Origin of the sequence: Ramlibacter henchirensis (genome assembly GCF_004682015.1) — a bacterium.
Lineage (GTDB): Bacteria > Pseudomonadota > Gammaproteobacteria > Burkholderiales > Burkholderiaceae_C > Ramlibacter > Ramlibacter henchirensis.
In genome coordinates, this window is record NZ_SMLM01000001.1 from 317,701 (window position 1) to 342,965 (window position 25,265).

27 protein-coding genes are annotated in these 25,265 nt (G+C 69.1%); 12 read left to right on the forward strand and 15 right to left on the reverse strand.

Translation table 11 applies throughout. The annotated features are described in order from the left end of the window. Window positions 1-81: 81 nt before the first annotated feature. Window positions 82-1,341, reverse strand: coding sequence for a S1C family serine protease (locus EZ313_RS01600; protein ID WP_135261475.1), 1,260 nt, complete (start codon window positions 1,339-1,341; stop codon window positions 82-84). A 124-nt stretch (window positions 1,342-1,465) separates the two neighbouring features. Here EZ313_RS01600 and EZ313_RS01605 point away from each other — a divergent pair, with 124 nt between their 5' ends. From EZ313_RS01605 to EZ313_RS01615, 3 genes are all read left to right on the forward strand, one after another. Continuing rightward, window positions 1,466-2,341, forward strand: a complete 876-nt coding sequence (locus tag EZ313_RS01605) for an RNA polymerase sigma-70 factor (RefSeq protein ID WP_135261476.1) — start codon at window positions 1,466-1,468, stop codon at window positions 2,339-2,341. Between the two features lie 85 nt (window positions 2,342-2,426). Next, on the forward strand, window positions 2,427-2,888 hold the full coding sequence (locus tag EZ313_RS01610; RefSeq protein ID WP_135261477.1) for a carboxymuconolactone decarboxylase family protein: 462 nt from the start codon (window positions 2,427-2,429) through the stop codon (window positions 2,886-2,888). A 115-nt stretch (window positions 2,889-3,003) separates the two neighbouring features. Beyond that, window positions 3,004-3,222 (forward strand): hypothetical protein, encoded by a 219-nt coding sequence (locus EZ313_RS01615; protein ID WP_135261478.1) that lies wholly within the window; start codon window positions 3,004-3,006, stop codon window positions 3,220-3,222. A gap of 25 nt (window positions 3,223-3,247) precedes the next feature. Here EZ313_RS01615 and EZ313_RS23140 read toward each other — a convergent pair whose 3' ends face one another. Further along, entirely contained in the window at window positions 3,248-3,412 is a 165-nt protein-coding gene (locus EZ313_RS23140; RefSeq protein WP_167772457.1) for a hypothetical protein, read from the reverse strand. A 56-nt stretch (window positions 3,413-3,468) separates the two neighbouring features. After that, entirely contained in the window at window positions 3,469-4,017 is a 549-nt protein-coding gene (locus EZ313_RS01620) for a hypothetical protein (protein ID WP_135261479.1), read from the reverse strand. 43 nt (window positions 4,018-4,060) lie between these two features. Here EZ313_RS01620 and EZ313_RS01625 point away from each other — a divergent pair, with 43 nt between their 5' ends. Then, window positions 4,061-4,414: a winged helix-turn-helix domain-containing protein gene (locus tag EZ313_RS01625; RefSeq protein ID WP_135261480.1), complete on the forward strand. Its 354-nt coding sequence runs from the start codon at window positions 4,061-4,063 to the stop codon at window positions 4,412-4,414. A gap of 48 nt (window positions 4,415-4,462) precedes the next feature. Here EZ313_RS01625 and EZ313_RS01630 read toward each other — a convergent pair whose 3' ends face one another. Together EZ313_RS01630 and EZ313_RS01635 are read right to left on the reverse strand one after the other, a co-directional pair. Next, window positions 4,463-5,128, reverse strand: a complete 666-nt coding sequence (locus EZ313_RS01630) for a hypothetical protein (protein ID WP_135261481.1) — start codon at window positions 5,126-5,128, stop codon at window positions 4,463-4,465. A 26-nt stretch (window positions 5,129-5,154) separates the two neighbouring features. After that, window positions 5,155-7,170 carry a transcriptional regulator gene (locus EZ313_RS01635; protein ID WP_135261482.1) on the reverse strand — a complete coding sequence of 672 codons (2,016 nt, stop codon included), beginning with the start codon at window positions 7,168-7,170 and terminating at the stop codon, window positions 5,155-5,157. A 141-nt stretch (window positions 7,171-7,311) separates the two neighbouring features. On the opposite strand from EZ313_RS01635, the gene EZ313_RS01640 reads away from it, so the two are divergent. The 4 genes from EZ313_RS01640 to EZ313_RS01655 all read left to right on the forward strand — a co-directional run bounded on the left by EZ313_RS01640 (window position 7,312) and on the right by EZ313_RS01655 (window position 11,116). After that, a complete protein-coding gene (locus EZ313_RS01640) occupies window positions 7,312-8,163 on the forward strand; it encodes a class I SAM-dependent methyltransferase (RefSeq protein WP_135261483.1) in 852 nt (283 codons plus the stop codon). Between the two features lie 13 nt (window positions 8,164-8,176). Continuing rightward, a complete protein-coding gene (locus tag EZ313_RS01645; RefSeq protein WP_135261484.1) occupies window positions 8,177-9,412 on the forward strand; it encodes a vanadium-dependent haloperoxidase in 1,236 nt (411 codons plus the stop codon). Window positions 9,413-9,662: 250 nt separating this feature from the next. After that, entirely contained in the window at window positions 9,663-10,463 is an 801-nt protein-coding gene (locus tag EZ313_RS01650) for a glycosyltransferase family protein (RefSeq protein WP_135261485.1), read from the forward strand. After that, the gene (locus EZ313_RS01655) at window positions 10,451-11,116 is read left to right on the forward strand and encodes a PIG-L deacetylase family protein (protein WP_135261486.1); all 666 of its coding nucleotides are present in this window, start codon (window positions 10,451-10,453) and stop codon (window positions 11,114-11,116) included. The genes EZ313_RS01650 and EZ313_RS01655 overlap by 13 nt, the downstream gene beginning before the upstream one ends. A gap of 980 nt (window positions 11,117-12,096) precedes the next feature. Here EZ313_RS01655 and EZ313_RS01660 read toward each other — a convergent pair. The 4 genes from EZ313_RS01660 to EZ313_RS01675 are packed head-to-tail and all read right to left on the reverse strand — an operon-like array spanning window position 12,097 to window position 16,326. Continuing rightward, complete coding sequence (locus EZ313_RS01660; RefSeq protein ID WP_135261487.1) at window positions 12,097-12,825, reverse strand: SDR family oxidoreductase; 729 nt, start codon at window positions 12,823-12,825, stop codon at window positions 12,097-12,099. Next, window positions 12,822-14,108: a DUF4910 domain-containing protein gene (locus EZ313_RS01665; protein WP_205960309.1), complete on the reverse strand. Its 1,287-nt coding sequence runs from the start codon at window positions 14,106-14,108 to the stop codon at window positions 12,822-12,824. The genes EZ313_RS01660 and EZ313_RS01665 overlap by 4 nt, the downstream gene beginning before the upstream one ends. Then, window positions 14,105-15,352: a class I SAM-dependent methyltransferase gene (locus EZ313_RS01670; RefSeq protein WP_205960310.1), complete on the reverse strand. Its 1,248-nt coding sequence runs from the start codon at window positions 15,350-15,352 to the stop codon at window positions 14,105-14,107. Before EZ313_RS01670 ends, EZ313_RS01665 begins: the two co-directional genes overlap by 4 nt. A gap of 2 nt (window positions 15,353-15,354) precedes the next feature. After that, window positions 15,355-16,326: a glycosyltransferase family 2 protein gene (locus tag EZ313_RS01675; RefSeq protein ID WP_167772458.1), complete on the reverse strand. Its 972-nt coding sequence runs from the start codon at window positions 16,324-16,326 to the stop codon at window positions 15,355-15,357. A gap of 291 nt (window positions 16,327-16,617) precedes the next feature. Here EZ313_RS01675 and EZ313_RS01680 point away from each other — a divergent pair, with 291 nt between their 5' ends. The 4 genes from EZ313_RS01680 (at window position 16,618) to ygiD (ending at window position 19,884) form a co-directional block, all read left to right on the forward strand. Further along, entirely contained in the window at window positions 16,618-17,184 is a 567-nt protein-coding gene (locus EZ313_RS01680) for a hypothetical protein (RefSeq protein WP_135261490.1), read from the forward strand. Then, entirely contained in the window at window positions 17,181-17,789 is a 609-nt protein-coding gene (locus EZ313_RS01685; protein WP_135261491.1) for a hypothetical protein, read from the forward strand. The genes EZ313_RS01680 and EZ313_RS01685 overlap by 4 nt, the downstream gene beginning before the upstream one ends. A 174-nt stretch (window positions 17,790-17,963) precedes the next feature. Continuing rightward, window positions 17,964-18,938 carry a hypothetical protein gene (locus EZ313_RS01690; protein ID WP_135261492.1) on the forward strand — a complete coding sequence of 325 codons (975 nt, stop codon included), beginning with the start codon at window positions 17,964-17,966 and terminating at the stop codon, window positions 18,936-18,938. An 82-nt stretch (window positions 18,939-19,020) separates the two neighbouring features. Beyond that, the gene (ygiD, locus tag EZ313_RS01695; RefSeq protein WP_135261493.1) at window positions 19,021-19,884 is read left to right on the forward strand and encodes a 4,5-DOPA-extradiol-dioxygenase; all 864 of its coding nucleotides are present in this window, start codon (window positions 19,021-19,023) and stop codon (window positions 19,882-19,884) included. Between the two features lie 34 nt (window positions 19,885-19,918). Here ygiD and EZ313_RS01700 read toward each other — a convergent pair whose 3' ends face one another. The 6 genes from EZ313_RS01700 to minE form a co-directional block, all read right to left on the reverse strand. Then, window positions 19,919-20,818: a 2-hydroxy-3-oxopropionate reductase gene (locus EZ313_RS01700; RefSeq protein WP_135261494.1), complete on the reverse strand. Its 900-nt coding sequence runs from the start codon at window positions 20,816-20,818 to the stop codon at window positions 19,919-19,921. 55 nt (window positions 20,819-20,873) lie between these two features. Then, on the reverse strand, window positions 20,874-22,199 hold the full coding sequence (gene gudD, locus EZ313_RS01705) for a glucarate dehydratase (RefSeq protein ID WP_135261495.1): 1,326 nt from the start codon (window positions 22,197-22,199) through the stop codon (window positions 20,874-20,876). Next, a complete protein-coding gene (locus EZ313_RS01710) occupies window positions 22,199-23,158 on the reverse strand; it encodes a Bug family tripartite tricarboxylate transporter substrate binding protein (protein ID WP_135263526.1) in 960 nt (319 codons plus the stop codon). The genes gudD and EZ313_RS01710 overlap by 1 nt, the downstream gene beginning before the upstream one ends. A 25-nt stretch (window positions 23,159-23,183) precedes the next feature. Then, the gene (gene kdgD / locus EZ313_RS01715; protein WP_135261496.1) at window positions 23,184-24,095 is read right to left on the reverse strand and encodes a 5-dehydro-4-deoxyglucarate dehydratase; all 912 of its coding nucleotides are present in this window, start codon (window positions 24,093-24,095) and stop codon (window positions 23,184-23,186) included. 77 nt (window positions 24,096-24,172) lie between these two features. Beyond that, window positions 24,173-24,892 (reverse strand): FadR/GntR family transcriptional regulator, encoded by a 720-nt coding sequence (locus tag EZ313_RS01720; RefSeq protein ID WP_135261497.1) that lies wholly within the window; start codon window positions 24,890-24,892, stop codon window positions 24,173-24,175. 103 nt (window positions 24,893-24,995) lie between these two features. Next, entirely contained in the window at window positions 24,996-25,265 is a 270-nt protein-coding gene (minE, locus tag EZ313_RS01725) for a cell division topological specificity factor MinE (protein WP_135261498.1), read from the reverse strand.

Genomic DNA, 25,265 nt, shown 5'->3' on the forward strand with positions numbered 1-25,265 from the left:
ACAGCCGTGCTAGGAATTCAAGCCAAGAGTACTAGGGGCCTGCCCTTAGCCCATCAGCCCCAAGAAGGTGCGCGCCGGGCTTCAGTAGATCGACACCAGCTCCAGGATTTCGTCGACCACGAACCTCGAGGCCATCGTGCATCCCTGCGTCCGGGCGTGGAATCGCACCACGCGGCCCAGTTCCGGGGCGTACCAGGCGGTGGCCTGATACGGCCCGCCACAGGGGTTGTCGAAGTGCCGGGTGGTGTATCCCTTGAAGTCCACCCGAAGCGTCCGCAGGCGTCGTCCGGCCACCTCAAGCTCGTCATTGCCTGCAGCATTCGCGCTCAATTCCATGCCGATGGCAGGAGTGGTCAGCTGGTTGCGGTACCTGACCTTCCAGGTGGCGCCGACCTCGGTTGCGGGGGGCACCCAGCCGCCGGGCGGCATGGACGCGTCGGCCTCGCCGCCGACCGCCGACTGGATCTCCATCACCTCGCCCCGGATGTTGTGCACCAGGGCGCCCTGGTTGAAGATCACCCGCTCGCCGTCGACGCGGTCGATGCGGTAGCTGACGGTCCGGCTGGTCTTCGTGAGGCGATCCGTGAGGCGGTATTCGAAGGTGCGGCCGACGGAGAGTCCGCCGCGTGCCGGGGCAGCGGCGGTTGGCGACGGCGCTCCGGGCAACGACGCAGCCGATGCCGCCTGTGCGCGCCTGGCGACCTCGGCGATCCAGGTCGCCGGCAGCGCGAAGTTGAGGTTCTGCGACTCGCGCAGCCCGAATGTCGTGATGCCGATCAGCCGGCCCTGGCCATCGAAGAGCCCGCCGCCGCTGGAGCCGGGGGAAATCGGCACCGTGATCTGCAGGGCGGTGAAGTCGCCGCTGTCGCTGCGCCGGATGCCGGACAGCAGCCCGTCGCTGATCGTCTGTTCCAGGCCTCGCGGGCTGCCGATGGCGTAGACACGGGCGCCGACCTTCATCCCGTCGACTCCCGCGATCGTCACCGCGGGCGCGCTGAAGTTCTTCACGTTGAGCAGGCACAGGTCGCGTTCCGGATCGCGATGCTCCAGCGTGGCGCCATAGCTGATGTTCTCGCGCGTCACCGAGAAGCGGGAGGCCTTCACCAGCACATGGCAGTTGGTGACCAGGCTGCCGGCGCCGATCACCACGGCGCTTCCGCCGGCCACCCTGTTGTTGCGCGCGTCGAACGTCTCGACGGTCCAGACGCTGGGCGCGAGGCGCTCGAACAACTGCTCGGGCGCCAGCGTCCCCGAATCCTGGGCTCCCGCGGCCGTTGCGAAGCCCGCCAGTGCCACGCCTGCGGCGAGCGCGCACGCCGCACTCTTCCGAGCTTCGAACATCCCATTTGCCTCCTGATGAGCAATGTAGCAGTTGGCGAGGAGGCGCGAAGCAGAATTCGGCCAAGCTGTCACAGGCCTCATGCGCGCGGCGTCTAGCAGGGAACTCCCGCGCAGGAACCCACAAATGCAAGCCGACACCGCCCCGCTCACCACTTTCGAAACGCTCCGCCCGCGCCTCTTCGGCATCGCCTACCGGATGCTGGGCGTGCGCGCGGACGCGGAAGACGTGGTGCAGGAGGCGTGGCTGCGCTGGCGGGGCGCCGACCACGACGGCCTGCAATCCGCCGAAGCCTGGCTAGTCACGGTGGCGACCCGCCTGGCGATCGACCGCCTGCGGGCGGCCAAGGCCGAGCGCGAGGCGTACGTCGGCTGGTGGTTGCCCGAGCCGCTGGTCGAGGTGGAGGAGCGCACGCCGGAGACGGCCGCCGAGCTCGCCAGCGACCTGTCCGTCGCTTTCCTGCACATGCTCGAGCGCCTCGCGCCCGAGGAGCGCGCCGCCTTCCTGCTGCGGCAGGTCTTCGACTACGACTACGTCGAGATCGCCCGCATCCTGGACAAGAGCGAAGCCGCCGTGAGGCAGTCCGTGCATCGCGCGACGGAGCGCGTGCGCGCCGAGCGTCCGAGGTTTCGCGTCCCGGCCGAGGCGCACCTGCGCCTGCTGGAAAAGTTCGTGCGCGCGGCGCAGACCGGCGACCGCGCCGCGATCCGGGCCCTGCTGGACGAGAACGCGCAGGCCATCGGCGACGGCGGCGGCAAGGTCCCCTCGGTCCTGCACGGCTTCCAGGGCGCCGAGCGCGTCACGAATCTGTATTGGGCGCACGCGCTGAAGTACGGTGACCGCCTGCACTACCGCATCGCCACCATCAACGGCGAACCGGGCCTGCTGCGCTACATGGATGGGCGGCTCGAGTCGGCGCAGGCGCTGGTGACCGACGGCTCGCGCATCGTGTCGATCTTCGTGGTGCGCAACCCGGACAAGCTCGCGAACATCCGCGTCTAGGCGGCGGCCTGTCACAGGCAGACGAGGGACTCCGTCTTGCAGGTGGGAAGCGCGAATTCCCACGTCATCACACAAGGAGCCTTCGATGTCCGAACCCCGTCTCGATTACCACGCCCTCGCGCCCAAGTCCGCCCGGGCGCTGGCCCAGCTCTCGTTCGTCGCCGCCGGCGCGCTGGACAAGCGCCTGAAGGAAATGGTCAACCTGCGCATCAGCCAGATCAACGGCTGCGCGTTCTGCATCGACATGCACTGGGCCGACCTGGTCAAGCGCGGCATGGACCCGCGGCACGTCAATGCGCTCGCCGGCTGGCGCGAGGCGCCGCGCTTCTTCAGCGAGAGCGAACGCGCCGCCCTCAACTGGGCGGAAGCCGTGAATGCGATACCGCACCGGACGCCGAGCGACGCCGACTTCGAAGCCGTGCGGCGCCACTTCAGCGACGCCGACATCGCCGAGCTGACCTTCTCGGCCGGGGCGATCCGCGCATGGAACATCCTCAACGCCAGCTTCCACACGCCGGTGCCCGAGACACCGTACGTGGCCGGTTGAACGGCGGCGGCGCGCCGGCCGGCCTTACGCAGGTGCCGGGGCTGCCGTCAACAGTGCTCGACTGCTCTACGGGTCATTACAGCGATCGGGCCCGCGGCAAGGGACACTTGCGCCGATGAGCAATAGCAGTTCGCAAGCGTCCCTTCGCCAATGGCTGATGAACCCGCCGCAGGCGGGCTCGGCCCACTCCAAGGATCATTCCGCCGAACCGGGCGAGGACCTTCTCCAGCCCGACCCTTCCAAGCTCGCCTGGATGCGCGACTCCGCGGCGGGCCTGGCCAGCCGCATCCCGAACTCGGTGTTCGCGCTGGGCGGACTGGCGGACCAGAAGTAGTTGGCGGGCGCGTGCGCGCGGCGCGTCACCACACGGCGTACAGGAACCCGGCCACCGACGCCGTGCAGGTCAGCAGGAAGATCATGGCCGGGAGGTTGCGCTCCTCCTTCGGCGCCTCGCCGGGCCGCGGCGGCACGCGGCCGTAGCGCCGCACCGGGATCGCCGAACGCTCGTTCGTTCTGAAAAGCATAACGGTATGAGCGTAGCGCGGGCGCCGCGGCGCTGTCAACGCTGAGCTTGCCGCGCCTAGCGGGCCGAGCGCGGCGCCAGGGCCAGCAGGCCTTTCACGCCGTAGAGGACGATCAGCGTCCCGGCCAGGTCGCCGATGAACATGGCGACGAAGCCGCGCACCAGGTCGGTCTGGCCGCGCCAGGCGAACCAGACGTGGTGGAGCAGGGGGCTGGCGATCGAACAGGCCACGGCGAGCACCAGCAACCTGCGCGGCGTCAGGTTCCGCAGCGAGCCCTCGAAGCCGTAGAACCGGTGCGCGCCGCGGTAGACGGCGTACGGCGCCACGGCCGCGAGGATGCCGCCCATGAAGGCGCGCTCGGGGTCGTCCGGGAAGAAGTAGGCGAAGCTGGCGTACCACGACACCAGCAGCAGCCCGATGGCGCCGGCCTCCGCGAACAGCAGCGTGCACAGCAGCCGCACGCCGGCCGGCAGGTACACCCAGTTGATGCCCGGCGCGAACTCGAGCCAGCGGAACAGCCATTCATTGATCCAGAGCATCGCCAGGAACAGCGCCATCGTGGCAAGCACCTGCAAAAACCGGGCACGAAGGTTCAGCGACGCCATGGTGTCCGCGCTAGGATATTGCGCTGAGCACCGGAGAACCTGATTGACCAAGTCTTCTCGCGGCGCGGACGTCTACCTGAGATTCCTGCAGCTCTCGGAAGCGATCCGCGGCCTGCCCTCGCTGCCGCCCCTGGATCCGCTGGAGGAGCGCATCCTGGTGTGGATCGCGCGGGCCGGAAGCGAGGGCGAGCGCCTGTCGGTGCGCGACATGCTGGCCAAGTCCGAATTCGGCGCGCCCGCCACCATCCACGCCCGTTTGAAGTCGATGCGTTCCAAGGGCTGGATCGATCTCGCCGACACCGACGATGCAAGGCGAAAGCAGGTCGAACTCACGCAGCGGGCGATGGCGCATTTCGCCCGCCTCTCGCGGCTGATGATCAAGGCAGCCAACAGCTGACGTCAGGGCCTGCTCCCGCACGGTTCGATCTCCATCGCGTTCCGCCTCTCACGTCCCCGCGGCAGCAGCGCCCGCCGACTGCGCTTCGCCGGGAAAGAGCACCAGGATGTCCCGCGAGCGGCCGGTTTCCTTCTTCAGCCAGGTGGCGACGAACTCGCGCACCGTCTCGCGCCCGTCGCGCAGGCCCACGTCGCGGTTGCGGGGATCGTTGCCGCGCCGCTCCAGCAGCGTTCCGAGTTCCTTCTCCAGGGCCTTGAGGTTGTCCGCCTTGTCGAAGCGGCCCCAGCCGCTCTGCGTCTTGCGGCTCGTCTCTTCCGGATAGATCGCGACCGGCGTCGCCAGCTCCACCGGGCCGGTTCGCACGATGCACCTTGCCGGCGTGCAGTCGATCGGCCACTTCTCGGCCAGCTTGATCTGGTACTGGTACAGCGCCGCGGTTCGCACTTCGGAAACCGTGGTTCCCAGCGGGATCGGGATCAGGCTGAAAAGCTTCACCGGCTCGGCGTCGCTGCGGGTGAAGGTCTCGTAGCCCTTGATGCGCGCGATCACCAGGATGCCGCCGTGCGTGGGAATGACCACGGGCTCGCGGCTGGAAGCCGCCTCCGTGGTGACCTGCCTGCCGGGCGCGAAATGCGTCTTCATGGCCGGCCAGGCCCACCACAGGACCGCCGCGGCCAGCACCGCGCCGGCGCCAATCCGGATGTTGATCTGCACTTCTTCTCCTCCTGCGTTGGATCACCTCACGCCTGGACGATCTTCGCCGCCTTGCGCACCAGGCCTTCGCCGTCGGCGCTCATCTTGAACGCCGTCAGGAAGTCCTCGACGCCGTAACCGGGCTGCGCCCGCTGGATCGCCGCCGCGTATTCGCCCGCCTCGCGCGTTCGTCCCGCCAGGGCCAGGCAGAACATCGCGATCGCGCGGATGTGCACGTGCGCATTGGGCCGCGCGGCGGACCTCGCGCCCCACTCCGCCGCCTCGTCATACCGGCCCAGCCGCAGCAGCGCGATCGCGCGCGAGGCCAGCATGCCGAAGAGCAGGGGGTCCAGCGGACTCAGTGCGCGCGCGTGATCCGCCTCGTCGATCGCGGCCTGCGCGTCGCCCGACTGCATGTGCACGAACGCGAGCGTGTAATGGCCCAGCGCGAAATTCGGGCTCAGCTCGATGGCTTCGCGCAGCTCGCGCAGCGCGTCGTCCTGCCGGTCCTTCAACCACATCGCACGGCCCAGCGCCCAGTGCGACGCGGGATCGTGCTCGTCCGCCATCAGCCCGTCCGCCGCGGCGCGATATGCCTGTTCGATGGCGGGGCCGCGTTCGCGCCAGCCCAGGAAGGCGTCCTGGAAATGCGTGAACGACAGCCCGGCATGCGGCCGCGCGAAGGTGGGGTCCAGGCGCACGGCGGTCTGGAAGAAGTGCCGCGCCTGTTCGTTGTCCTCGCGGTCGAAGCGGAACATGTGCCACAGGCCGCGGTGGTGCGCTTCCCAGGCGTCGAGCGAATTCGGGTTCTTGAGCACGGCGCGGTTGCGTTCGGCGACTTCGATGTGGTGGGCGATGGACGTGACGATCCGGTTGCCGATCTCGTCGAGCACGCCGAAGGTGTCGTCCAGCGGCGCCGAGAACTCCTCGGCCCAGACCACCTGCGCGCTGCGCGTCCCGACCAGCTGCACCGACACGGACAGCCGGCCGCCGGGCTCGCGCCGCAGCGAGCCGCTGGCCACGTAGTCGACGTCGAGGCGGCGCGCCGCGTCGTGCGAGTCGACCCGCCGCTCGGCCAGCGCGAACATCGTGCCCTCGGCGATCACGAACATGCTGCGCAGCTTGGCAAGCCGCGTGATCACGTCGTGCGCCATTCCGTCGCCCAGACCGCCGCGCAGGGCCACGCCCGGTGTGCGGTCCGTGAACGGCATGACGGCGAGCGACGCGCGCCGGGCCACGGCAGGGTTGGGCTGCGGCATCACCGGCTGCAGTGCGGCGCCGCTGGTGACGATGACCGTCGAGCCCGATCCACCCGCATGGCGCGACTTGGCGGCCCGCCAGGCGCGGCCGATCGGCGCCCAGTCCTGGCCCTCGGCCTCGTACTGCCGCGCGGTCGCGGCCAGGTGTTCCTCGCCTTCGCGCAGACGGCCTCGCGAGGCCAGCGCCTCCAGCAGCTTCTCGTGCGCACGGCGATCGAACGGCGCGATCGCCAGCCAGCGCTCCAGCGCCGGCAAGGTCTCTTCACTGTCGGGCGGCAGCGCGCTCAGCCAGTGCTCCAGCACCGCCGCGTGCGCGGCGCGAAAGCGCCGGCGTTCGGCGAGCAGCCAGCCCTCGAACGCGGGGCTGCGCGGCAGGTCCAGGCCTTCCAGGAATTCGCTGTCCCCGAACAACGCGGCCAGCCCCTCCAGCCGGCTTGCCGGCAGCGCCCCGACACCCTGCTGCAAAGCGGCGCGGACTTCCAGCGCGTCCACACGGCAACCGGATAGGTCGAGTGCGACGCCGTCCCCATCGGCGAGCACGCGCGGCCGGCCCGGCCCGTCCAACACCGTGCGCAGCTTGCTCAGGCACCACCTCAGTTCGCCGCGAGGATCGCTCGGCAAATCCCACAGCAGTTCGCACAGGTGGCTGCGCGTCGTGGAGTGACCGGCCAGTGCGAGGTAAGCCAGCAGCGCGCGCACCTTGCGCGAAGGCGGCAGCGGCACCGGGGCGCCCGCGCGGCTCAACGTCAATGGGCCGAGCAGGCGCAGCACCAGCCCGGCATCGGCAGGCTGGTCCGTTGGCATCTGCGTTCGTGCTTCCACGCGAATTTCCACGCCGCCCACCACGCTGGTTTCCACTTCACCGGCAGACAGTCTTCGTCGACGGCCGCAGGAGCCGTCCCCCGCGGCGCGGGGCCTCCTCAACCACTCACTGGAGCAACGCTCATGAACGCACTGTCCGCCACCGCCGTCCGTCCGCAAGCCGCCGCCGGGCCCGACTTCGCCGCCATCAAGGGCCGGCAGAAGGCTGCCTGGGCCTCGGGGGACTATGCCGTGGTCGGCACTACCTTGCAAATCGTCGGCGAGACGCTCTGCGAGGCGGCCGACCTGTGCGCCGGCGAGCGCGTGCTGGACGTCGCCGCCGGCAACGGCAACGCGACGCTGGCCGCCGCGCGCCGCTGGTGCGAGGTGACCTCGACCGATTACGTGCCCGCGCTGCTCGAGCGCGGCCGCGAGCGCGCCGCGGCCGAGCGCCTGCACGGCATCGACTTCCAGGAGGCCGACGTGGAAGCGCTGCCGTTCGACGACGCGAGCTTCGATGCCGTGGTGTCGACGTTCGGGTGCATGTTCGCGCCCAACCCGGCGCGTGTCGCCGCAGAGATGATGCGCGTGTGCAAGCCCGGCGGCCGCATCGCGATGGCGAACTGGACGCCGGACGGCTACATCGGCCAGCTGTTCAAGACGGTCGGCAGGCATGTGCCGCCGCCGGCCGGCGTCAGCTCGCCGGCGTTGTGGGGAACGCGCGGCCTCATCGCCGAGCTGTTCGAGACGCAGGCATCGCACATCGCGATCGAGAAGCGCCAGTTCATGTTCCGCTATCGCTCGCCCGAGCACAAGCTCGAGGTCTTCCGCGGCTACTACGGTCCGGTCCTGAAGGCTTTCGCCGCGCTCGACGCCGACCGCCAGCACGCGCTGGCCGAGGACCTGGCGGCGCTCATGAACCAGTTCAACCGCGCGCGCAACGGCACGCTCGTGATCCCGAGCGACTACCTCGAGATCGTCATCACCCGCCGGTAAGCAAGGAGGAGCCATGAAGAACCCGACTCAACTTCCGTGGATCGCGGCGGCCTGCCTGGCGGCCATGGCAGCCCAGGTGCGCGCCGACGCGGTCACCGACTGGAACACCGTGGCCGGCGACCTGGTCGTGCAGGCGAAGATGGGCACGCCGCCCGCGAACCGGCTGATGGCGATCGTGCAGACCGCCGTGCACGAAGCGGTCGCGGACGCACAGCAGCAGCGCGGCGAGAGCGCGGCCGTCGCAGGCGCGGCCGCCGTCGCCGCGGCCAACCGCGCGACCCTGGCCAAGCTGCTGCCGCAGCAGGAGGCGGCGATCACCACGGCCTACCAGGCTGCGATCGCGAAGCTGGGCGACAGCCCCGCCACCACCGCCGGCATCGCGGCCGGGGAACAAGCCGCGGCACGCGTGCTGGCCTGGCGCGCGAACGATGGCGCGGCAGCGGCTGATCGCTACCGGCCGCATGCCGCGCCGGGTGCGTTCGTGCCGACGACGGCCGTGGCTGCGCCGCACTGGCCGCAGCGCAAGCCCTGGGTGCTGGCCGATGCGGCGCAGTTTCGCCCCGGCCCGCCGCCCGCCCTGAACAGCTCGCAATGGGCTCGCGACTACAACGAGGTCAAGGCGGTCGGCGCGAAGGCGAGCCAGCAGCGCACCGCCGAGCAGACCGAAGCGGCACGCTTCTGGGAGTTTTCGCTGCCGCCGATCTATCACGCCGTCGTGCGCTCCGTCGCGCTGTCACCGGGCCGGAGCATCGAGCAGAACGCGCGGCTCTTCGCTGCCGCGAGCCAGGCGATGGACGATGCATTGATCTCGGTGATGGATGCCAAGTACCACTACGGCTTCTGGCGTCCGGTCACGGCCATCCGCAACGGCGACCGCGACGACAACCCCGCGACCGAGATCGACGCGGGCTGGGCGCCGCTGATCGATAACCCGGGGCACCCGGAATACCCCAGTGCGCACAGCATCCTGGCGGGCGCGTTGGGTGAGCTGCTGAAAGCGGAGGTCGGCACGGGGCGCATGCCGGAACTCGCGACGAACAGTCCGACCGCCAACTTTGCGACGCGGCGCTGGTCCACGGTGGATGCGTTCATGCAGGAAGTAGCGAACGCCCGCGTGTGGGAAGGCATCCACTACCGCACGTCCACCGAGGTGGGCCTGTCGATGGGGCGCAGCATCGGCGCACTGGCCGCGACGCGGGTGGCTCGACCGCCGTCCGACTCGGCAGTGCCGCAGGCCGCCAACCGCTGAGCAACCGGCTCTTTCGGGCTACCGGCTCGAAGGGCCGCGCACGGCGATGAGGCTCCTCAACGGCGGCAAGCCCGCGCCCCGCCTTGACTCGCGCGGGCTCGCCGACTGTTGAGGCTGCCTTCCGGGCCCGCGCGCTCCCCACATCGCAAATCCGGACCTGAGCCCCAAAGCGGCGCACTCCGACGCAAAATGAACTCGTTGATCGCGTGCCAGGTGGCAGCAGTTCACGAATGCGGGGAGGCATGCAGTAATGAAGGTCGTTCTGTTTTGCGGGGGCCAGGGCCTGCGGATGCGCGACGCGGAAAATTTGCCCAAACCGATGGTGCACATCGGGTCGCGGCCGTTGCTCTGGCACGTGATGAAGTACTACGCACACTTCGGGCACAAGGACTTCATCCTGTGCCTCGGGCACCGCGCCGACGTCATCAAGAACTATTTCCTGCAGTATCAGGAGTCGCTGTCGAACGACTTCGTCCTGTCCAACGGCGGCAAGAACCTGGAGCTCCTGCACAGCGACATCCAGGATTGGCGCATCACCTTCGCCGACACCGGCATCAATTCGAACATCGGGCAGCGCCTGCGCGCCGTGCGCAAGTACGTCGAGGGTGAGGAGGAATTCCTCGCCAATTACAGCGACGGCCTGTCGGACCTGCCGCTGCCGCAGCAGATCGACGACTTCCGGCGCCAGGGCAGGGTCGCCAGCTTCCTGTGCGTGAAGCCCAACCTGAGTTACCACGTCGTCTCCACGCAACCGGGCAGCAGCCTCGTGTCGGACATCCATCCGATCAATGACGGCGACATTCGCGTCAACGGCGGCTACTTCGTCTTCCGCAAGGAGATCTTCGAGTACATCGGCGACGGCGAGGAACTCGTCGAGCAGCCGTTCCATCGCCTGGCGAAGGAGCAGCAGCTGATCGGCTACCGCTACGACGGCTTCTGGGCGTGCATGGACACGTTCAAGGACAAGCAGCAGCTCGAGCGGCTGCAGGCCGGCGGCGCCGCGCCCTGGGAGATGTGGAAACGCTCGCCGGAGGCTACGTGCTCCCGTTGATCCTGCCGAAGGACCCGGACGCCCCGCTCAACGTGCTGTGCCTTGGGGCGCATGCCGACGACATCGAGATCGGCTGCGGCGGCACCATCCTCCAGCTTCTCTCGACGCGGCCCAACGTCCACGTGACGTGGGTGGTGTTCAGCGGCGCGGGAGAGCGGGAGCGCGAGGCTGAGGCCGGCGCGTCGCACTTCCTCGAGAAGGCCGCCGGGCGCCGCGTGGTGGTGCGCAAGTTCCGCGACGGCTACTTCCCCTGGCAGGGCGCCGAGATCAAGGAGTTCCTCGAAGGGCTCAAGGCCGAGGTCGACCCCGACCTCATCTTCACCCACTATCGCGAAGACCGGCACCAGGACCATCGCACCGTCAGCGACCTGACGTGGAACACCTGGCGGCGGCACATGATCCTCGAATACGAGATTCCCAAGTACGACGGCGACCTGGGCGCGCCCAACTGTTTCGTGCCGCTGCCGCGCGCGATCTGCTCGCGCAAGGCCGGCCTGATCTGCGAGGTGTTCCGCAGCGAGTCGCACAAGGCGTGGCTGACCGAGGATACGTTCGAGGCGCTGCTGCGCCTGCGCGGGGTGGAATGCGCCGCCCCGGAAAAACGTGCCGAGGCTTTCCACTGCCGCAAGCTCGTGCTGGGCACGGGTGCGTGAGCCATGGGTAGCGACGGACCGAAGATCCTCTTCATCGTCATGTCGGCGGTCAGCCGGCCGGAGACCGTGACGCAGCTCGCGCGGTCGCTCGCGCCGCACCAGGTGCTGGTCCACCACGACTTCTCGCAGACGCCGCACTTCCCGCTGGCGGCTCCCAACGCGCAGTTCGTTCCTGAGCCTCGGCGCACCGGCTGGGCGGTGTGGGGTTTCACCGAGGCCGTCTTCCACTCGGTGCGGCATGCGCTGGAGCACTTCGAATTCGACTACCTGCAGACGCTCAGCCCCACCTGCCTGCCGGTCAAGCCGATGTGCGAGTTCGAGCGGCATGTGGCCGGTGAGGCGCAGGCGCACTTCGACTGCATCGACCTGCTGGCCGACCGCGATGCGCTGATGTCCGTCGGCTACCGGGCGTTCACGCCGGAAGGCACGTTGCGGCACCGGGCGCTCAGGCGGCTGTCGCGCCACTATTTCGGCGAGACGCCGGGCCGCCGCGACGAGGCGGGCATCTGGCTGCGCAGCGGTGCGGGCCCCGGTGTCATGCCGTGGATCGCGCGTGCGGCGGTGGGCGCGTTCTCGCATTCCTGGATCGGCGGCCATCCGTTCGGCCCGTCGTTGCGCCCCTATTACGGCTCGTCCTGGTTCGGCGCGAAGCGCGACATCGTGCGGGCCCTGCTGGCGCGGTTCGACGACCCGGGCATCCAGGAGTACTTCAGCCGGCTGCGCATCGCCGACGAGTTCCTGATGGCCACGCTGCTGATGCAGCTGGTCGAGCGCAAGGGGCCGATGAACCACCTCGTGCAGCGCTACGACGAGGCGCACGTCAATGACTTCACGCCGGAGGATGTCGAGCGGCTGCGCAGCACGCCGGCGTTCTTCGCCCGCAAGTTTCCCGATGACCCCGCGGCGCCCGTGCGGCTGCAGGTGCTGCGTGAGCTGGTGCAGGTGGAGCCGTGGCCGGTTTCCGCCCAGCGGCAGCAGGATCACGCCGGCTTGCGCAGCGGCCGCAAGGCGATCTCGGTGACTTCCACCGTGCGCGGCAGCGAGAGCGCGTGGACGGCCAGGGCCGCCACGTCCTCGGGCTGGATCAAGGACGCCGGGTCGTAGGCCTTGCCCTCGACCGCATGCAGCTGCGCCTGCATGCGGGTGGCGGTGCGGCCGACGAACAGGCTCATCACCCGGACGCCGTCGGCATTGACCTCTTCGCGCAAGCTGTCGGCCACCGCCTTGAGTGCGTGCTTGGTCGCGGCGTACTGGGCGACGTTCGCGCGGGCCGAGAGGCCGGCGCTCGAGTTCACGAACACGACCTGGCCCTGCGCGGCCTTCAGCCGCGGCAGCAGCCGCTGCGTGAGCACGTAAGGCGCGCGCACGTTGGTCCGGTACTGGCTGTCGAACTCATGGGCCGGCGAGTTCTCGAACGGTCCCCATTCGAGAGCGCCCGCGGCGTGGACCAGGATGTGGACCGCGGGAAGGTCGCGCTCTAGGACGGCGGCCAGCTCGTCGACCTGGTCGTCGATGGCCAGGTCGCTCGCGTAGCAGCGGTGTTGCCGCTGCGGCGTTCGCGTCGCCGCTAAGACGGCCTGCAGGCTGTCGCGGTTGCGCCCGACCAGGCACAGGGTTGCGCCGCGTTCGGCCAGCGCCAGGGCGATGGCCTCGCCGATGCCGCGGCTCGCTCCGGTCACGACCGCGATCTGTCCTTCAAGTGCATTCATGTAGCGCGCGCCAGCAGGTCGTGGCGCTCCAGCAGCGCGGCGGCTTCGCGCACGACGGCGAAGGGCATGCCCGAACGCTGGGCGATGTCCAGCAGGCTGGCCTCGCCGTCGGAGAAGTTCAGCACCCACAGCATCGCCATCTCGACCTGCTTCGGACCGCTGCCGCCGGTTGCGCCGTACAGCCCTCGCTGACCGAGCTGCGGCTCACAGCGCGGCTTCAGGTTGAGGTAGTGCCCGTCGTGTTCCAGCACGTCGAAGACCGACAGCAGCGTGTCGAACGCTCCGGCCAGCGCTTGCGGCGTGACGAAGTCCAGGTTGTCCGCCGAGGTGTGGTACTGCGGGAACTGCCCATGATGGCTGCGCATCAGGCAGCCGACCGGCAGGTTGAATCCGGGCGAGCAGTACTGGCGCTCGTCATAGCCGTAGGGCGAGAACGGAACCACCTTGTGGCCGGGATCCGCGTGCGAGAGGACATGCTCCACCGCGCGGTCGATCGCCGCGTTGCCCCGGCGGCTGCGCTTGTAGGTGAAGCTCGCGCGGTCGCCGATGCAGGTGAGCACCAGCCCGTGCCGGATGTTGCGCGTGAGCTCCTCGTTGCGGCTCAACCAGGTGATCGCGCCGATCGTGCCCGGAACGAAGACGAAGCGATAGGAATAGCGCCGCGGCTGCTTCGCCAGGTGCTGCGCGAGGAAGGTGGCGACCGCCAGGCCCGACAGGTTGTCGTCGGCCAGCGAGGGATGGCAGGCGTGGCAGGAGATCAGCACCTCTTCCTGCGTGCGGCCCTCGACCAGGCATTCGCCGTAGGTGAGGTGGCCGTCTTCCAGCGTGGAATCGATGCAGACCTCGTACCCGGTGTCGGGCAGCTGCTCCAGCTGGCGGTGCGGCAGGCAAAAGCCCCAGCTCTCCTTGTAGTAGGAGGTGCGGTAGGGGATCAGCTCGGGGCGGTCGGGCAGCGAATGCAGGTGCGGCCGCAGCTCGGCCAGCGTCATCGTGCGGTGCACCGGCACGCTGTAGTTCACCACGTGCAGGTTGTGGCGGCGGAAATCGATGACGCGCTCGCCGGCCGGGTTCTTCACGTACGCGTCGCGGATGTTCCACTCGCGCGGCACTGTCCAGTCGAACACGCGCGTGCCGGTGGGCACCTCGTGCCGCACCAGCGGGATGTCGCCGCCCAGCCGGGCCAGCGTCTGCCGGAGCCCGTCGCCCGTGATGCTGCGGCAGATCGGGTACAGCTCCCGCACCAGCGCATGCATCGCGGCGCCGGGCGCCGGCGCATCGGTCACTTCAGCACCTCGATGTCGGGAATGGGCACCACCAGCTGCCCGCCCCATTCGCGCACGTAGGCCAGCTGCTGCCGGATCTCTTCCTTCAGGTTCCACGGCAGGATGAAGACGTAGTCGGGCCGCGTCTCGCGCAGCTTCTCCGGCGGGTGGATCGGGATGCGCGTGCCGGGCAGGAACCTGCCGTGCTTGTACGGGTTGCGGTCCACCGTGTAGTCGAGGAAGTCGGTGCGGATGCCGCAGTAGTTCAGCAGCGTGTTGCCCTTGCCCGGCGCGCCGTAGCCCGCGATGGACTTGCCGGCGCGTTTTGCGTCGATGAGGAACGACAGGATGTTCTGCTTGGTCCGCTTGACCTTCTCGTCGAAGGAGAAGTAGGTCTCCAGGCGGGTGAAGCCCGCTTCCTCTTCGCGCCGGGTGAGCTCGCGCACGCGCTCGCCCACGAGGCGGGCCGTGTCCTCGGCATGACGGGCATAGATGCGCATGGAGCCGCCGTGGGTGGAAAGCTCCTCGACGTCGAACACCGTGAGGCCGAAATCCGAAAGCATCCGGGTCGCCGCGATGAACGACCAGTACTGGAAGTGCTCGTGGTAGATGGTGTCGAACTGGTTGCCTTCCATCAGCCGCATCAGGTGCGGGATCTCGATGGTGATCACGCCGCCTGGCTTGAGCAGCGTCTTCATGCCCGCAGTGAAGCTGCGCACGTCCGGGATGTGCGCGAACACGTTGTTGGCCGCGATGAGGTCGGCGCGGATGCCCTCGTCCACCATCCGCGCCGCGCATTCCTGGCCGAAGAACTCCACCCGCGTCGGGATGCCCTTGCCCACGGCCACCTTCGCGACGTTGGCCGCCGGCTCGACGCCCAGCACCGGCACGCCCATGCCCTGGAAGTACTGCAGCAGGTAGCCGTCGTTGCTGGCCAGCTCGACGACGAGCTTGTCAGGGCCGAGCTCGAAGCGGTCGACCATGCGCGCGGCGTAGGCCTTGGCGTGCGCGAGCCAGCTGTCCGAGTACGAGGAGAAGTAGGCGTATTCGGTGAAGATCTCCTGCGGGCTGACGTGCTCCGGCAGCTGGACCAGCAGGCACTCCTCGCACACGAACACGTGCAGCGGATAGAAGGCCTCCGCCGAGGCGAGCCGCTCCGCCGGCACATAGGCTTCGCACGGCGGCGACATGCCCAGATCGGTGAAAGTGTGCTTGAGTGCCGCTCCGCAGAGCCGGCAGGCGGACCGCATGGGCGCCTGGTTCATCGTCATCTCCCTCCAGGATGTGAGGCCGTCGCCGGCCCGTTCAGTTCGTCCGCCGCGCGAGGGGCGGTGATCGGATTGGCCTGGGCGGGCCTGGCGAGCAGCGCGCGCGCCTTCCCCACCGCCCAGCCGAAGTTGAAGATCCATTCCGCCAGTTGCCGGCGCCCGCCCGTGCGGCCGGTGGCCGCCCAGAGCGCGACGGCGATCCCGGCCGGCAGCAGGCGCACCATGTGCAACCCCTGGCGCGGCAACGCGAACCGGGGCGTGGGTGCGCCGTAGTGCTGCTCGATGCGGTGCGAGTCCCAGCCCCAGTTGCGGCCCTGGCGGAAGCGGTCCCGCCACCGGGTCTTCTCGCGGTAGTGCACCACCGCCCGGGGTTCGAAGTGCAGCGCATGGCCCGCGACCTGCGCCCGCCAGCTGTACTCCTGGTCGTGGCCCATCGGAAAGTCCAGGCTGAGCGGGCCGAGCTGCGTGTAGAGCGAACGCCGCAGGCCGAAGGAAGCGGCGCTGGCCGACTCGAGGTAAGGCGGCGTGCGGGCGCGGGACAGACCCGCGTACTGGTACCCGTCACCGTAGGGCGGGTGCAGCCATTCCGGATTCAGCTTGCGGTGCTCGAGCCGGCCCACGACGAACGGGTGCTCGGCCAGCGCCTCGCCCATGGCCTGCAGCCAGCCCGCCGCCACTTCGTCGTCCGCTTCGCAGAACACGAACGCGTCGCCGCTCGCCGCCTTGATGCCGGTGTTGTAGGAGTGGGGCACGCCCAGACGCTTCGTTCCGGGCGTGTAGGCCTGCACGATCTTCAGGTCCGGCAGCCGGTGCTCGTAGCGTTTGACGATCTCGACGGAGTTGTCGGTGGAGCCGTTGTCGACGGCGATGACTTCCCAGCCACCCGCCCATTCCTGGCGGGTGAGCGCCTCCAGCTGGACGGTCAGCGTCGCGGACCCGTTGAAACAAGGCAGGATCACACTCAGCTTCACCGGCGGCCTCCCCGAGCTTGCATGCGGAGCGCCCTGCGATTCAAGCTCCGAAACCTCGGCAAGGCGAGCAATGAGGATAGCGGCGCCAACCCTGCGGCGGACGTTCACTGGCCCGTTAGGACTATGCGCATCGAGGTTCGTTTGGGGCGCGCTTGCGATGGCAGGGCTCCTTGCAGCCCGACCATATCCAGCGAAGGCCGCCGAACGGCGCTTCCCGCCCGCCGGACGTGACGATCGTCCTCGGACCGCCGCGCTATCCTCAACCGAAACTGAACAATGGAGGAGAAGACGATGCGCAGACGTTTGCTGTTGCTGCTGGCCGCCGGCGTGCTGGCCGGCTGCGGCACCACCACCCAGGTCAAGGACTTCACGGACCGGTCCGTGGGCTACGGCTGGTTGAACATCAAGGACGTGGAAGCCAACCGGCTGCATGACGTCTCCATCTACCAGTTCCGCCCGCACACGCCGGAGCCGTACTACCCGGCCGCGCTCAAGGAGTTCAAGGGCGGCTACCTGTACTGGACGATGGCACTGCCGCAGGGCGCGCACAAGACGATCTCCGCATCGGGCCAGCGATGCCTGGGCATCCTGTGCAGCAACACGACCTACCGCTATTCGTTCGGCAAGCAGGGCGACGACGTCGGCGCGGTCACCATCCGCGCGCCGGGTGTCTACCACCTGGGCTCCTACGACCTGAAGGATGTCAAGACCGGCTTCTTCGAGGCCGGCAAGTTCGAGGCGGTGCCCGCGGTGAAGGCGCCGTCGCGCCGCGAACTGCTCGAGGAGATCCTCAAGGACGCGCAGGACGAGCCGGTGATCGCCGAACGCATCCGGCGCGAGCTGGCGACGCTGCGATGAACCGCCGCCTCGCGATCGCCTTCGCCGCGCTGACGCTGCAAGCCTGCGCGATCCCGCAAGCGCTGCCCGAAGCCACCGACCTGCAGGCAGGCGCCGGCGAAGTGGTGGTCATCGGCAAGGTCGAACTGGTCCCGCCGCTCGATGCGCGCGAGCAGCGGTCGCACTGGAACGCCATCGGCGAGAAGCGCTTCCTCGAGCGCGTGTGGCTCGCGACGGGCGCGGAGCATCGGCCCATCGACACGACGAAGCTGGACGCTTCCCAATTCGGCCGCAGCCTGGAGGCGAAGTGGGGCGTCCCCTTCATGGTGAAGGTGCCGCGCCAGCGCACCTACCTCAACGGCGGCGTGCTGCACCTCGACGTGATGCAGCAGGAGAGGATCTGGTTTCCCGGCGGCTTCTATTTCGAAGTCCCCGAAGGCGCGCCCGCCGTCTACGTGGGAACGCTGCGCTACCACCGCAACGACTTCAACGTGATCACGCGTGTCGAGGTGGTGAACGAGCGCGCCGACGTCGCCGCCGTGCTGAAGGGTTCGCCCGCATCCGACGTGCGGGTCTCGCTGCTGCGGCGGGTCCCCGAGCGGCCCATCCTGCGCTCTTCGAACTGACCCTGCAGAGCTCGTTGCTGCGGTTGCTCATCCGGGCAGACGTATCGCTTTGTTTCCGTGGTAACACGAAGCGGCGCGGTGCTGCCAAACTGCCGACAGCTGAGGCATTAGAGCCTGCGTGGCGCGCGACCGACCGGTCCGCGATGGCGGTGCCGCGGCGCTGAAAGGGCGCATATGCGAAAAGCCTTCGACCTGATGCGATGGTTCCTGCCATTCGCCCTCGGTGCGACCGCTGTCGTGAGCGTCGCCACTGCGCTGCTGCTTTCGCGCCTTCTCGTCGCCGACATGGTGCAGCGGGATGCCGTGGTCAGCATGGAGTTCGTCCAGAGCATCACCGCGGTCGAACACCCCGAGGGCTACTTCACCAGCGAGAACGCCGTGGACACGAGGCTGGCCGGCTTCTTCAACCACATCGCCACGATGCCGCACGTGCTTCGCGCCAATGTCTTCTCGGCCCAGGGTCGCGTCATCTGGTCCAGCGATGCCAAGCTGATCGGAATGACGTTCGCGCACAACCCGGAACTCGAGGCCGCCCTGCGCGGAAAACTCGAAACGTCGCACGAGGTCCGCTGGAAGCCCGAACACATGCTGCTGGGCGTGCAGGAGGAGGGCTTCGTGGAGCACTACCTGCCCGTCTGGATCAAGGGCAAGGTCGTGGGGGTGGTGGAGGTCTACAAGGACCAGCGCGCGCTGCTGGAGTCCATCAACGAGCGGCTGCGGTGGGTCTGGTTGTGCAGCCTGGCCGGCGGCGCCGTCCTGTTCGCGATGCTGTACGGGCTGGTGCGCAGGGCGCAGCGCATCAGCACGGCGCTCCATTCGCGGCAGCTCGAATGCACCACGTCGGCGGCGCTGGCCGCGATGGCTTCGGCCATCGCGCAGGGTCCGCTGGCCGCGATCCGCTCGCGGGCCGAGCTGGGCCTGGAGTCCGCCTCGCCGGCCTCGCGGGATGCCAACGAAGACATCCTGTTCGAAGTCGAGCGCCTGCAGCGCTGGCTGGGCGAGGTGGAGGCCGGCGCGGCGGACGACCCCGCGGGCGCGGAGCACGCGCGCCTTCCCGCGGGGCTGCGCGACAGCCTGTCCACCCTGGGCCGGACGGCGCCGACAACGGTCGAGGCGGCCGCCGCTGCGCCGCAAGGCGTGCCCGCGTGACGCCGCGCTGCTGATCTCTCCCTGGCGCGCGCAGCACGGGATGCGTCTGCGCGTCTAGACTGCATCTAGACCCGGAGATGCCATGCCCGACAGCACGTTGATGCCCGCCGCCTTCATCGGCCACGGCAGTCCGATGAACACGCTGCAGGTCAACCGGTTCACGCAGGCCTGGCGCGACTTCGGACGCAGCCTGCCGCGCCCGCGCGCCATCCTGGCGGTGTCGGCGCACTGGTTCATCCATGGCAGCGCCGTCACGGCCATGCGCCAGCCGCGCGTCATCCACGACTTCTTCGGTTTCCCGCGCGAGCTCTTCGAGTTCGACTACCCCGCGCCGGGCGCGCCCGATGTGGCGCAGGAGGTGGCCGAGGTCGTCAAGCCGGCCTATGTGGGGCTGGACGAGGACAGCTGGGGCCTGGACCACGGCACCTGGTCCGTGCTGGCCCATGTCTTCCCGGATGCGGACGTGCCGGTGGTGCAGCTGTCCATCCATGCGGATGAATCCATCCAGTACCACGTGGACCTAGGTGCGAAGCTGGCGCCGCTGCGAGAGCGCGGCGTGCTCGTCGTGCGCAGCGGCAACGTCGTGCACAACCTGCGGCGCATCGACTGGAACCGGCAGGATTCGGCGTACGACTGGGGCGAGCGCTTCGACGCGGAAGTGCGAGGGATCATGACGACACGGCCCGGCGACATCGCCTCCGTCGAGCGGCACCCCGACTTCCCGCTGGCGGTGCCGACAGCCGAGCACTTCCTGCCGCTCGCGTACTTGTGCGGCCTGTGTGCCGCGGCGGGGCAGCCCGCGGCGCCGTTCGCCGAAGGCGGAACGATGGGCAGCCTCACGATGACGAGCTATGCGCTCGGCTGCGCCGTGCCGCCCGCGCGAGGGGAGGGCAGCGCGTCGATGCCGCCGCCCGGCGAGGTGCCGCCGGAGCAGACGAACATCTGATTCGAAGACGACCCTCGGCGGGTCGCCGCAAGCGTCAGTCCTGGCCGATCGAATGCGCGGCCATCAGTTCCAGCGCCCGCACCAGCGCCGAATGGTCCAGGCCATCCATGCCGTTGGCGGCACAGGCCTGCATCAGCTGCGCGGCGCTGGCGGTCTGCGGCAGCGACATGCCGAGTTCGCGCGCACCCTGCAAGGCGAGACCCAGGTCCTTCTGGTGCAGGGCGATGCGGAATCCCGGCTGGAACGTGCGCTTGACCATGCGTTCGCCGTGCACCTCGAGCACCCGGCTCGCCGCGAAGCCGCCCATCAGCGCCTGCCGCACTTTCGCCGGATCCGCACCGGCCTTGCTCGCGAACACCAGCGCCTCGCCGACGGCCGCAATGTTCAGCGCCACGATGATCTGGTTGGCCACCTTGGTCGTCTGCCCGTCGCCGTTGCCGCCGACCAGCGTGATGTTCTTGCCCATCTTCTCGAGCAGCGGCCGCACACGCTCGAACACGGCAGGTTCGCCGCCGCACATGATGGTGAGCGATCCCGCTTTCGCGCCGACCTCGCCCCCGGAGACGGGCGCGTCGATGTAGTCGGCGCCCAGCGCGTTGATCTTGCGCGCGAACTCCTTGGTGGCCATCGGCGAGATGGAGCTCATGTCCACCACCACCTTGCGCGCGCCGCTCGCGCCGGCTTGCAGCCCCGACGCGATGCCGTCCGGGCCGAACAGCACCGCTTCCACGTCGGGCGTGTCCGGCACCATGGTGAAGACCACCTCCGACTGCCGCGCCACGTCGGCGGCGGTCGCGCAACGCACGGCCTTGGTTTCCGCGATGACGGGCGCCAGCTTGCTGCGTGTGTGCACGAAGAGGCTGTGCCCGGCGTCGATGAGGTGGCGGGCCATGGGCGCGCCCATGATGCCGAGGCCGATGAAACCGATGTTCATGGGGAGTCCTTTGAGTTGCTCCCTCTCCCGCAAGCGGGAGAGGGAGTTTCGTTTGCTATCTCACCAGGCAGGGCCGCTTCGGGTCGAACTTCCAGTTCGGCACCAGGAACTGCATCGCGATCGCATCGTCCCGCGCTCCCAGCCCGTGCTGCTGGTACAGCGCGTGGGCCTTCTCGACTTCCGCCATGTCCAGCTCGATGCCCAGGCCCGGCTTCTTCGGCACCTGCACGTAGCCTTCGCGGATCTGCAGCGGCTCCTTCGTCAGGCGCTGGCCGTCCTGCCAGATCCAGTGCGTGTCGATGGCCGTCACCTTGCCCGGCGCGGCGGCGCCGACGTGGGTGAACATCGCCAGCGAGATGTCGAAGTGGTTGTTCGAATGCGAGCCCCAGGTCAGCCCCCAGTCGCGGCAGGTCTGGGCCACGCGCACGGACCCGGCCATGGTCCAGAAGTGCGGGTCGGCCAGCGGGATGTCGACGGCCTGCAGCGACAGGGCATGGGCCATCTGCCGCCAGTCCGTCGCGATCATGTTGGTCGCGGTGGGCAGGCCCGTGGCGCGGCGGAACTCCGCCATCACTTCGCGGCCGGAGAAGCCTTCCTCGGCGCCGCACGGGTCTTCGGCATAGGCGACGATGCCGCGCATCTTCTCGCCGAGACGGATCGCGTCCTTCAGCAGCCAGCCGCCGTTCGGGTCGAGCGTCACGCGCGCCTCGGGGAAACGCTCGTGCAGCGCACGCACCGCCTCCACCTCCTCGTCGCCGCGCAGCACGCCGCCCTTGAGCTTGAAGTCCTGGAAGCCATAGCGCTTCTGCGCCGCTTCCGCCAGCCGCACTACGGCTTCGGGCGTCATCGCCTCTTCGTGGCGCAGCCGCAGCCAGTCGTCGGCCGCCTGCGGTTCGCTCGCGTAGGGCAGGTTGGTCTTCCTGCGGTCGCCCACGAAGAACAGGTAGCCGAGCATCTGCACGGCGTCACGCTGCTGGCCTTCGCCGAGCAGGGCCGCCACGGGCACGCCGAGGTGCTGGCCCTGCAGATCGAGCAGCGCGGATTCGACGGCGGTGACCGCATGGATCGTCGTGCGCAGGTCGAACGTCTGCTGCCCGCGGCCGCCGGAGTCGCGGTCCGCGAACTTCGTGCGCATCGCGTTCAGGATCGCCTGCAGGTTGCCGACCGGCTGGCCTTCGACCAGCGGCCGCGCGTCTTCCAGCGTCTGCCGGATCTTCTCGCCGCCTGGCACCTCGCCCAGCCCGGTGTGGCCGGCGTTGTCGGTGACGATGACGATGTTTCGGGTGAAGAAGGGCGCATGCGCGCCCGACAGGTTGAGCAGCATGCCGTCGCGGCCGGCGACCGGCACGACGCGCATGCTGCTGACGACGGGGGAAGGCATCAGTCGGCCGTGATCTTGCGGGTTTCGATCAGCTGCTTCCAGCGCGCGAACTCGGTGGCCTGGAAGCGGCCGAACTGCTCGGGCGTGTTGGCCACGATCTCGAAGCCCTGGGCCAGCAGCTTGTCCTTGACGCCCGGGTCGTTGAGCGCCGCGACGATCGCGCCGTGCAGCCTGGCCTTCACGTCCGCGGGCAGGCCCCTGGGCGCCGCGACGGCCTGCCAGGACTGCACTTCCGCGCCCTTGACGCCTTGCTCCTGCAGCGTCGCCAGTTCCGGCAGCAGCGGCGAGCGCTTCTCGGAGGAGATGGCCAGCGCGCGGACCTTGCCGGTCTTGATGTGCTGGATGATGCTGTTGATGTTGACGAACGCCGCGTCCACCTGGGCGCCGAGCAGGTCGTTGATGGCCGGGCCGCCGCCCTTGTACGGGATGTGCAGGCCCTGCGTGCCGGACTGCTGCCACAGCAGCTCGGCCGACAGGTGGTCCGACGAGCCGTTGCCGGAAGAGGCGAAGCTCAGCTTGCCGGGCGTCTTCTTCATGCCGGCCAGCAGGTCGGCCACGTTCCTGTAGGGCGAGTTGGCGGGCACCACCAGCACGTTGGGTGCCTGCACGGCCACCGTGATCGGGTCGAAGTCCTTCAGCGCGTCGTACTGCACGCCCTTGATCAGGTGCGGCGCGATCACGAACGGCCCCAGCGACGACACGAACAGCGTGTAGCCGTCCGCCGGCGCGCGCTTGACGAACGCGGCGCCGATGGTGCCCGTGGCGCCGGCCTTGTTGTCCACGACGAAGGTGCCGCCCAGCGATTCCTGGAGCTTCTGCGCCAGCACGCGGGCGATGTTGTCGGTGGATCCGCCGGGCGGGAACGGCACGACCAGGGTGACGGGCTTTTCGGGGTAGGCGGCGAACGCGGTCGTGGTCGCGGCCACGGCCAGCGCCAGGCCCATCAGAGTCTTCTTCAGCATCAGGGGTCTCCTTGGGTGAGGTCTATTGCGGGCCGAGCTTGCGGATCAGCGCGGCCAGTTCTTCCGTCTCCTGCGGCTTCAGGTCCGACAGCGGCGGGCGCACCGGGCCGGCGCTCTTGCCGACGATGGTGGCGCCGGCCTTGACGATGGACACGGCATAGCCCTCGCCCTTGTTGCGGATGGCGAGGTAGGGCAGGAAGAACTGGTCGATCAGGCGGCCGGTGGTGACGGTGTCGCCGGCCCAGTAGGCGTTGTAGAACTCCATCGCGGTGCGCGGGATGAAGTTGAAGATCGCCGAAGAATAGGTGGGCACGCCCAGCGCCTTGTAAGCGTTGGCGTAGACCTCGTGCGTCGGCATGCCGCCGATGTAGACGAAGCGGTCGCCCAGCTTCTGGCGGATGGCGACGATGCGCTCGATGTCGCCCAGGCCGTCCTTGAAGCCGATCAGGTTCGGGCAGCGCTCGGCCAGCCGCGCGAGCGACTCGGGGCTGAGCTTGCACGCGCCGCGGTTGTAGACGATGACGCCGACCTTCACGCTCCTGCACACCGCCTCGACGTGCGCCACCAGGCCTCCCTGCGTCGCTTCGGTGAGGTAGTGCGGCAGCAGCAGCACGCCCTGGGCGCCATTGCGCTCGGCTTCCTGCGCGTACCTGATCGCCAGCGTGGTGCCGCCGCCGGCGCCGCCCACGATGGGCACGCGGCCGCGGCAGGTGTCGGCCGCCGTCCTGATCACCTGCGAGTACTCCTGCGGCTCGAGCGAGAAGAACTCGCCCGTGCCGCCGGCGGCGAACAGCACCGTGGCGCCGTAGGGCATCAGCCACTCCAGGCGGCCGGTGTAGCCGCGGGCGTCGAAGCGCAGCTCAGCGTCGAAGTCGGTCAGGGGGAAGGAGAGGAGGCCGCTGGAGAGCGCCTGCTTGAGTTCGTTGGGAGACATCGTGTTCCGCAGCTAAGAGATACGACATCGTACATCTTGCGGCGACGGACGGCGTCATTCCTGCCTGAACCGCGGGGCTATTCGCCTCCGGCAGCCACGCGTCGCCGTTCGCGGCTGTTCACCAGGTGCGTGCGCATGGCGGCGCGCGCCGCTTCCGGATCCTGGCGGGCGATGGCCTCCACGATGCTCTCGTGTTCCGCATTGACGCGGCGCAGGTAGGCCTCGCGCTCGGGCGTCAGTGGCCCGGGCGGCTCCAGCCGCGCGCGCGGAATCATCATCCCGCCGAGCGTGGTCATGAGGTCGACGAACCGCTGGTTCTGGGTGGCGCGGGCGATCTCCAGGTGGAACTGGAAGTCCGGCCCGACGGCATCGCGGCCTTCCTGGACCGCGGAAGTGAACGCCTGCAAAGCCTGCCGCATCGACTGGAGCTGCTCGGGCGAGCGGCGGGCCGCGGCCAGGGCCGCGCTCTCCGTCTCCACGCCGATGCGCAGCTCCAGCACCGCGACCACGTCCTGCAGGGTGGCCAGCTGGTCGGGCGAGACGCGGAAGGCCGCCGAGTCGCCCGTGCCGACGACGAAGGTGCCCACGCCGTGGCGCGTGGCCACCAGGCCGGCGGCCTGCAGGCGGGAGTTGGCCTCCCGCACCACGGTCCGGCTGACGCCGAACTCCTCCATGATTTCCGCCTCGGTGGGCAGCTTCTCGCCGGGCACCAGCGAGCCCTCGCGGATGCGACGGCTGAGCGCCTCCACGACGTCATGCGTGAGGCTGCGCGGCCGCCGAAGGGCGCCAGCGTTCATCGACGGTCCTTGTATGACGACTGACAAGCAGACGCACTGTACCAGCGCCCGTCCTGCGCGTCGAGGCAGCCGCCATGACGGCGGCAGGCCGCCGTCGAAACGCCTACTTGCTCGCCAGCTCGGGCAGCTCAATCTTCACCTCCAGCACCTCCAGGTTGTCCTGGCGCTCGAGGTGGACCTTGATGTCGGCCGGGTTGATCCGGACGTACTTGCCGATCACCGCCACCAGGTCGCGCTGCAGCGCCGGGAGGTAATCGGGCTCGCTGGCGTTGCGGCCGGAGCGCTCGTGGGCCAGGATGATCTGCAGCCGCTCCTTGGCGACCGTGGCCGTCTTCTTCTTTTCACCCAGCAGGAAGGAGAGTAGCGACGCCAT